Below are 7,615 nucleotides of genomic sequence, written 5' to 3'. Positions count from 1 at the left end.
GGTCCGCGGGATAAAATGGTTGCCACTAATTTTCTCGCTTCTTCCATTAACTGATCGGCCGGAACGACCCGGTTAACCAGTCCCAGGCGAAAGGCTTCCTGGGCCGAAACCATTTTCCCGGAGAGGATGATTTCCAGCGCGGGCCCCTTGCCAATCAGGCGCGGCAGCCGCTGCGTTCCGCCGTACCCGGGAATGATTCCCAGATTAACCTCCGGCTGGCCGAATACGGCATTTTCCGAAGCAATCCGAATGTGGCAGGCCATGGCCAGTTCACAGCCGCCGCCCAGAGCGTAACCGTTCACCGCTGCAATGACAGGCTTGGTAAGGTTTTCAAGAGCCAGATACACGCGCTGTCCCTTACGGGCAAACGCCTTTCCCTGAAGGGCATCCATCGCAGAAAGTTCGTGAATGTCCGCCCCGGCTACAAAGGCTTTTTCTCCGGCGCCCGTAATGATGACCCCTTTTACATCTTCATTATTTTCAAGATCGGCAACAATTTCGGCCAATTCTTCGACGGTTTGATTGTTCAGGGCATTCAGCACATTGGGACGGTTAAAGGTAACAACCGCTACCCCGTTTTCCACCTCATAAAGAATATTTTCGAGCTTCATCTGTTCCTCCGGTTTGTCTAATGAACAAAAGCCTGTTTTTTCGTGGAAAGAATTTCCAAAATTTCCTTCGGCTGATCAATCACAAAATCGGGTTCAAGGTTTTGAAGCACTTCTTCGGGCCCGTAGCCATACGTTACCGCGCACGTCCAAACCCCGGCCCCTTTGCCGGCAAGAATATCGTTGTCGGTGTCCCCAATGAGAAGGGCGTCCCCGGCCCGGGTCCTCATTTCTTCGAGAATTTTTACAATCATTTCGGGATCAGGCTTTCGACTGGTTACATCATCCGGGGTAAAAATTCCCGAAAAAAATTTTCGCAAATCGAGATCCCGCAGCAGCTTCTCCGTGTAACGCCTCGGTTTATTGGTCGCCACCACAAGTGGAATCTGCCGCATTTGCAGGTGATGAAGAAGCTCCACAACGCCCGGGTACGGCCTGGAATGGTCGGTTAGGTGATCGATGTAACAGGCACGAAATTTTTTAATAAATTCATCCAACCGATGTTTTTGATCAGGAGGCAAAACCAGGTCGACAAAGGTATTGGGCCCGGGGCCAATGGACTTTCTCGCTTCTTCCAGCGTGAGCGGGGGAAGGTTGAAATCCGCCCGGGCTTTATTAACGCAGAAATGAACATCCCTGGCGGTATCCACAAGGGTTCCGTCCAGATCAAAAATCAGCAGATCAAATCCCATTTACAGCTTCCTCGGCTTTACGCCCAACCCGGGACCGTCGGGAAGAATGAGTTTACCATGCACCACTTTCACTCCCACATAGGGATCGTTGGAAATCAACAGGTTTCCATCCAGATCGGCATAATCCACCAGCGGCGACAGATGGGCCGCGGCCGTGATGCCTACCGAGCTTTCGATCATGCAGCCCAGCATAATTTTCATTCCGAGGGATTTCGCCAGCCAGATCATCCGCATGGCCTCCTGAATGCCGCCGGATTTCATCAGCTTGATGTTGATGGCGTCAAATCCCGCTGCCAATTTCGGAATGTCGGATGCGGTTTTTACGCTTTCGTCGGCCATCAGAGGCACATGCACGCGCTTCCGCAGCCAGATCATATCTTCAAGTCGTCCGGCGGGCATCGGCTGTTCCACGACCTGAACCCCCTGTTTTTCCAGCCAGAGGATTTTTTTCAGGGCTTCTTCTTTGGTTTTCCAGCCCTCATTGGCGTCCACGCGCAGCGGTTTGTCCGTCACGCTGCGAACCGCTTTTATGATTTCTTCATCGTTGGGTTTTCCAACCTTGATTTTTAAGATGGGGTACGGAGCCGCTTCCCGGACTTTTTTCTTAATCATTTCGGGTGTGTCAATGCCGATGGAAAAGGTCGTAATCGGCGTTTTCGAGGGATCCAGTCCCCACAGTTTGTAAAGCGGAACATTCAGCGCTTTTCCGATCCAGTCCATCAAGGCAATGTCCACGCTGGCCTTTCCCGCATTTTGTTTGTGTTCCAGCGAAAGGATTTTGTACCCCAGATCCACATATTTCCAGGGATCGGCCGCTTCCACAAGAGGTCTGGCCTTTTCGAGCAGTTTAAAGGTCGTTTCCCAGCTTTCGTCGTAACGCACATTCGGGGCGGCTTCACCGATTCCCGTAATGCCGTCTTTTTCATAATGCACAAAAACATTTTCTTTGAAGAGGCTTGTATTTCGCGAAAGCGTCCACGGATGTTTCAGATTCAACCGTTTTTTCTCCCAGGTTAAACGGCCCGTTCCTTTGCCGGACGGCATTTTTTTACTGCCTGATTTTGCGAAAGATGCAACCGGCATGGCCGCCGAAGAAATTCCCAGTACCCCCAGCATTTTAAAAAAATCTTTTCTCGTCATTTTTTCTCCCTTAAAAGTTTGTTTGATCACCGATCTTTTTTACCTGCATGAGTCATAAATTCTTTACCACGAAGACATCTTATCACGAATAATTTTTTGGTTTTACTAAAATTTTTTTGGAAAAGACACTCTTTTTGAAAATAGAACCCGGCCTTTTGAACCCACCCCCTGACTCCCCCTCCCGGAGATCAGGGAGGGGGCCGGAGGGAGGGTAAGAAATGGACGGATTCTACCGATTTTAAGATTTCTTTTAGTAGGTTCTGCTAAAATAATTCCCATAAAAATTCCAGTAGAATCCTAATTTTTTTGGTTTCACGAAATACTTGGCTGCTTGTATACAACTCTATTTTTTTAACTGATCCGAATTCAACGGCCTTCGTTACCAACCGGGACAGTTCCCTTCAGAATTCGCCTGGCCATCCGGAAGGTTCGAAAACGGTAGGCATTAAAAAGAGAATCTCCCTGAACCAGGCTGTTCTCGTGCACGTAGCCGTCAGCGTGGTAGAATTTGCCCTTTCCAACAGACAGCGCCACGTGGGTAATTTTATCGGGTTTGGCACCAAAAAAGAGCAAATCCCCCGGCTTAAGATTTTGAAAATTTTCTCCGGGATCAATTTTTTCTCCCTCAAGCGCCATCTGGTTGGCATCCCGCGGCAGCCGAATATGATTCAGTTTGAAAACAGTCTGGACAAAACCGGAGCAGTCAAATCCCTTGGAAGATGTCCCACCCCACAGATAGGGTAATCCCAAAAACTGCTTTCCTGTGGCCGCCAGCGACGCAGGCGTCGGACGTTCCCGAAGCCACCGCCCCACGGGTTCTGCTAAAGAGGCCGCCAAAAATCCCGTTTTGCCTCCGGGAAGAGAAATTTTGTACCAAGGCCCTGTTTTCCCCTGCAGCGGGAGAATACAGCCCGCCACCACATCCGACAGATTCGTTGAGGTCCGAGTCGGCCGTTTTTTGATCCAACCCCACGGCGATTTGACAATGACGTGATTCCCTGCTTTCCAACGGGAAACCCCGGCGGAATCCGTTCGCCAAAACGAGGTTTTTGACATCCAGCCCAGATAGCGGTCGTCCATTTGCACGAAGTACCAGCCCCCTCTCTTTTTCAGTAATCTGACCACAGAACCCAGAACAGCCTGGGACAACAGTTCCGCGGCATGTTTGGGCTGTCTGCGAAGATGAGCGGTGCTTACGTCCACAACAGCAAATGTGGAGTCACCCAGTGCCTTTTCAGGAAGGGGTACTACATTAAAAACGAGATCCAGATTTTTTGCATGGGCTTGAATGGAATCTTTTAAAACATGCCAGAGCCGGGAGTCGTTCACTTCACCCGTAACAATGAGCTGATCGCCCTTTTTCTCAAGGCGAATATCGAACACGGATAATCTCTTATCAGGGGCAAACCTTTTTTGGACGCGTTCAACCACTCCGGTAATGTCCCGGGGGACCACTGTGGAAAATCGAGAACACCCGCCAAAAATTTCAAGAATAAACAGAACAATTACTAAACTTCGCATTTTCTTACTCATAAACATCCTTTCCGTTAAGACCCGCCTTTAAACATATCTCCGAATCCAGGTGGAATGATCTCTGTAGTATTCCGTGCTCCTCCGTGAAACTCGGTGTACTCTAAAAAGAAGAGCAACACAAAGAAGCAAAGATTGAAAAAAAAGAACCACGGAGAAATGATTTTTTTCTCTTTGCGTTTTCGAGTCTCAAAGACCGCCGCTTTTTCAGACAACCTCGACATTCCGTAGGTGATTCCTCAAAATATATAAAATTTAAGGCAACTTCTCAAGGAAAAAGGGTGGGAATGACAAAACGGGGAAAAGATTCTTTTGTACTGTCTTACTATTCGCACATCAATCGCAAAAAAAGGTTAACCAAATAAAAAGATTTTAAGGAGACTTCCAATTAGGATTGAAAAGCTAATATTCAGAAATGTCCCCAGAAGATAGTATTCGGGCTGCTCCTCCATCTTTTTCATTCGAACCAAAGATTTTGCGGCAACAACCAGAGCCAAAGCGGAAAATTGATTAAAAAGAATAAATGTAATCACAATGAACGTTTCGCACAAACCAATCATAGTGCCCACATTCCAGACAATGGGTCTAATTTTTGAGGTGCGAACGGGACTCACTTTTTTACAACAAATTTTACGAGAATGCTTCCAAACATAAACGCAAAAAAGTAGGCCGCTACAAGAATAGCCCCCGTAATATACCAGACAAAATGAAACATTTCTTCAAATCCCGATACGTGGAATTAATAGCCTTTTATGGCTATCTTTTACTATTAATAGCCTTTATAGGCTATCATTTATATGCATACCTGATCGTAATTCTGGAGCAAATAATTTATGTCTTCTTCAAAACTCAATATTTCTTTGGAGTGAATTGAGCTCAAGGTTTTTTTGACTGTGGGTTGTTTAATTTGTAAGATGCGTGCCACATCATATTGATTTCTAAGCTCAACAAATCTGTAAAACACTTCTGTCTGGCGCAATGTCCAGTCCGATTGTAACAGCCCAATGGCATTTTTCAGACTGGAAACAGCTCGATCTAATACATCATTACCCAATTGGAAATAAGCCAAATGATTTTTTTCGCGAGCTTTATCGATCATAGCAGATGCAGAATAAAATGCAGGTCCATCAATCTCCGTGGCCAAATGAGATTCCAATGCAGTCGTCAATTCGCCCTGGGCAATCCCAAACCGCAAGCGAAAGGGGAAAAAATTCCGCTGCAATTCATTCATTATATCATTCACGTGCACAAACGAAATAAGAACGGCGGCGATTTCATCCCCACGCGTAATCACAAAAGGTGCCCAAAATTCAGAAGCAAAATCCGCATTGACCCGTTTCATGGCCAATTTCAGCTTTTCCTGAGCCGCTTCCCGATCTTCAATGGACTTTGAACGAACAATATCCCCAATCATCACACAAAAGTTTTTGGACATCGTTTCATACCTAATTATTAGTCGTAACCCAATTGCTTCCGCCGCAGCAGTTTTAATTTTTCCACTTCTTCGTCAGGAAGAACCGAAACGCCGCCTAACTGGTGGGCCGCCAGCAGGGTTTTTGCCGTGTGCTCCAGCCTTTCCATTTTCTGAAAGGCTTCTTCCAATGTTGCGCCAACGGCAATGGCTCCGTGGTGGTCCAGGATAACGACATCGTGGGTCTCAATGATCGCGTCCAAAATCTGCCCGCCTTCGGGCGTACCGGGGGTCGCGTATGGAGCGACGGGAATCTCACCAAATCCGAGAATCACTTCGGGTAAAACGGGTTCCGAAAGAGAAATTCGGGCCACCGAGAAAGCCGTTGAGACCGGCGGGTGCGTATGAATAATAGCAGACACGTCCGGCCGCTTCCGGTAAATGGCAAGATGCATGGGCATTTCCGAAGAGGGCTTCATACGCCCGGATAAAATCTGACCCGACAAATCGACATACACCATATTCTCCACATCCAAGTTTCCCAGAGCGCTGCCGCTGGGTGTGATCATAACTCGGTCGCCCATAACGCGTACAGAAATATTGCCATCGTTGGCGGCCACTAATCCCGCGTCGTGAACGCGCTTCCCATAAGCCACAATGCTGCGGCGAATTTCCCAATCCGTTAACATGAAACTCCCTGTTTTATTCTCACATGTTCAATTAAAATCTGTCACCCCGGTCTAATCCACCCGATCCACCACGCCGACAATAATGGACCGAATGGGGGCCGTAGCGTCGTCCACAATCTGGCGGGCCGAATTCCCCTCATTTACAACCAGAACGGTCTCGCCGCTGCCGGCGTCCACGGAATCCACGGCAATCAGGTAATCTCCCGTAAGATGTCCCCGGGCATCCAACACATCCACTACCAGCAGCCGCCGATTGTCGTAAAACGGGTGCTGAATAGTGGCATATACCGCACCTGCAACCCTTCCCAGAATCATGGCTCCTCCGGAGTCAAGAGATGAACATCATCCACAATGCCAATGACTGCGTGATCTACCGGTACAAACCAGGGGTCCAACGCCAGAGCCGCTTCGCGTCCTCCCTCGTACAAAATCAATTCACCCGGACCGGCCATTCGTGTGGAATCTGCGGCAACCAGCGGCGAGCCCGCCGGCTTGCGGTGCTTGTCCAGGGGTTGAATCAGAAGCATGGGAACCCCGGTGAGTCCCTCGTAAACGGCACTCGGTGTTACGGTTCCGATTACTTTTCCCAGAAGCATTTTAGATCTCCCCATTTTCAAGAATTTGCGGACGTCCCACCGAAAAGCGGGTGGTGGCTTCAATTTGTCGTACCATTTCCGGATCCAATCGGGGAATAAGCGTACTGTTCAACCAGAATTCCGGTTTTTCAACCGAATTTCGGGCAATTTCGAGGGCCGATTCCACATCTTCCACGGCACCCGAAAAAATCGTAAAGGACTTCCCTCCCATTCCGTCAGCCAGTCGCATCTCCAGAATACTGACGGACGCTCCCTTGATGCCGGCATCGGCCGCACGAATGGTGGTGGCAACCGTTGTGGTTTCGATCACGCCGATGGCATCTTTTTCGCAGGAATTTTTGTTCCCCAGAATGGCATCGTGAACCTGAGGGTGGACATCCGGCAGGATCACCTTGTCCACAACAAATTTGTCCCCGGTGGTAAGACCTTCGGCAAAGGCCTCCTCCACAGAGGCTACACTGCCGCCAATCAGAATCAGGTAATTCCCCCGTGAAACCGTCCCGGATTTCAACATGGTGATCGGGGCCTTTTTGACCATTGCATCGCCGGACAGAATTCCATTGGCAATACTTGAAAATTCGATTAACGCAATTGCAGGGTATTTTTTCATGTCTGATCCAGCCATTGATTGAGTGGTGCTGCTAAGATTCCAAAACACAGAAAGGGGTACGTCATCTTTTCTTTCAAAAGTATCCTGTGAATATGAAAAGATTAAAAGAACACACCCCTAAATCCCCTCTTGATAGAGGGGACGTCAGGATTCCAAAACTCCATGCAAAAACAATCTCCTTTTGCTTATAAAGCAAATTGAGTTTTGTAATCTCCTCGAACATTCTCTAACTCACCCGCCTTCCAACAAGTCCCCTCTTGAGAGGGATGGCACCGCCTCAGGCGGGGACGGGGTGTGTCATCTGTTTCTTTTAAAAGTATCCTGTGAATAAGCAAAGAT

General features: G+C 48.4%; 10 protein-coding genes. All 10 read right to left on the bottom strand.

Features of this window, described 5'->3' with window-relative positions; translation table 11 throughout:
- A partial coding sequence (locus GXO76_01310) for an enoyl-CoA hydratase (GenBank protein NOY76484.1) occupies positions 1 to 611 on the bottom strand: 611 nt, incomplete at its 3' end.
- A 17-nt stretch (positions 612 to 628) separates the two neighbouring features.
- Positions 629 to 1,300, bottom strand: a complete 672-nt coding sequence (locus tag GXO76_01305; GenBank protein NOY76483.1) for an HAD-IIIA family hydrolase — start codon at positions 1,298 to 1,300, stop codon at positions 629 to 631.
- A complete protein-coding gene (locus GXO76_01300) occupies positions 1,301 to 2,383 on the bottom strand; it encodes a dipeptide epimerase (GenBank protein ID NOY76482.1) in 1,083 nt (360 codons plus the stop codon).
- Between the two features lie 423 nt (positions 2,384 to 2,806).
- A complete protein-coding gene (locus GXO76_01295; GenBank protein ID NOY76481.1) occupies positions 2,807 to 3,961 on the bottom strand; it encodes a C40 family peptidase in 1,155 nt (384 codons plus the stop codon).
- A gap of 362 nt (positions 3,962 to 4,323) precedes the next feature.
- Entirely contained in the window at positions 4,324 to 4,584 is a 261-nt protein-coding gene (locus GXO76_01290; protein ID NOY76480.1) for a hypothetical protein, read from the bottom strand.
- 179 nt (positions 4,585 to 4,763) lie between these two features.
- Positions 4,764 to 5,384, bottom strand: a complete 621-nt coding sequence (locus GXO76_01285) for a hypothetical protein (protein NOY76479.1) — start codon at positions 5,382 to 5,384, stop codon at positions 4,764 to 4,766.
- 38 nt (positions 5,385 to 5,422) lie between these two features.
- On the bottom strand, positions 5,423 to 6,070 hold the full coding sequence (locus GXO76_01280; GenBank protein NOY76478.1) for a class II aldolase/adducin family protein: 648 nt from the start codon (positions 6,068 to 6,070) through the stop codon (positions 5,423 to 5,425).
- 51 nt (positions 6,071 to 6,121) lie between these two features.
- Positions 6,122 to 6,385, bottom strand: coding sequence for a EutN/CcmL family microcompartment protein (locus tag GXO76_01275; GenBank protein NOY76477.1), 264 nt, complete (start codon positions 6,383 to 6,385; stop codon positions 6,122 to 6,124).
- On the bottom strand, positions 6,382 to 6,666 hold the full coding sequence (locus GXO76_01270; protein NOY76476.1) for an ethanolamine utilization protein EutN: 285 nt from the start codon (positions 6,664 to 6,666) through the stop codon (positions 6,382 to 6,384). Before GXO76_01270 ends, GXO76_01275 begins: the two co-directional genes overlap by 4 nt.
- Before the next feature lies 1 nt (position 6,667).
- The gene (locus GXO76_01265; GenBank protein NOY76475.1) at positions 6,668 to 7,276 is read right to left on the bottom strand and encodes a BMC domain-containing protein; all 609 of its coding nucleotides are present in this window, start codon (positions 7,274 to 7,276) and stop codon (positions 6,668 to 6,670) included.
- Positions 7,277 to 7,615 lie beyond the last annotated feature (339 nt).

This window comes from Calditrichota bacterium (assembly GCA_013151735.1).
Lineage (GTDB): Bacteria > Zhuqueibacterota > JdFR-76 > JdFR-76 > BMS3Abin05 > BMS3Abin05.
The sequence above is the reverse complement of the archived record's forward strand: the minus strand, read 5'-3'. Positions and strand labels throughout refer to the sequence as shown.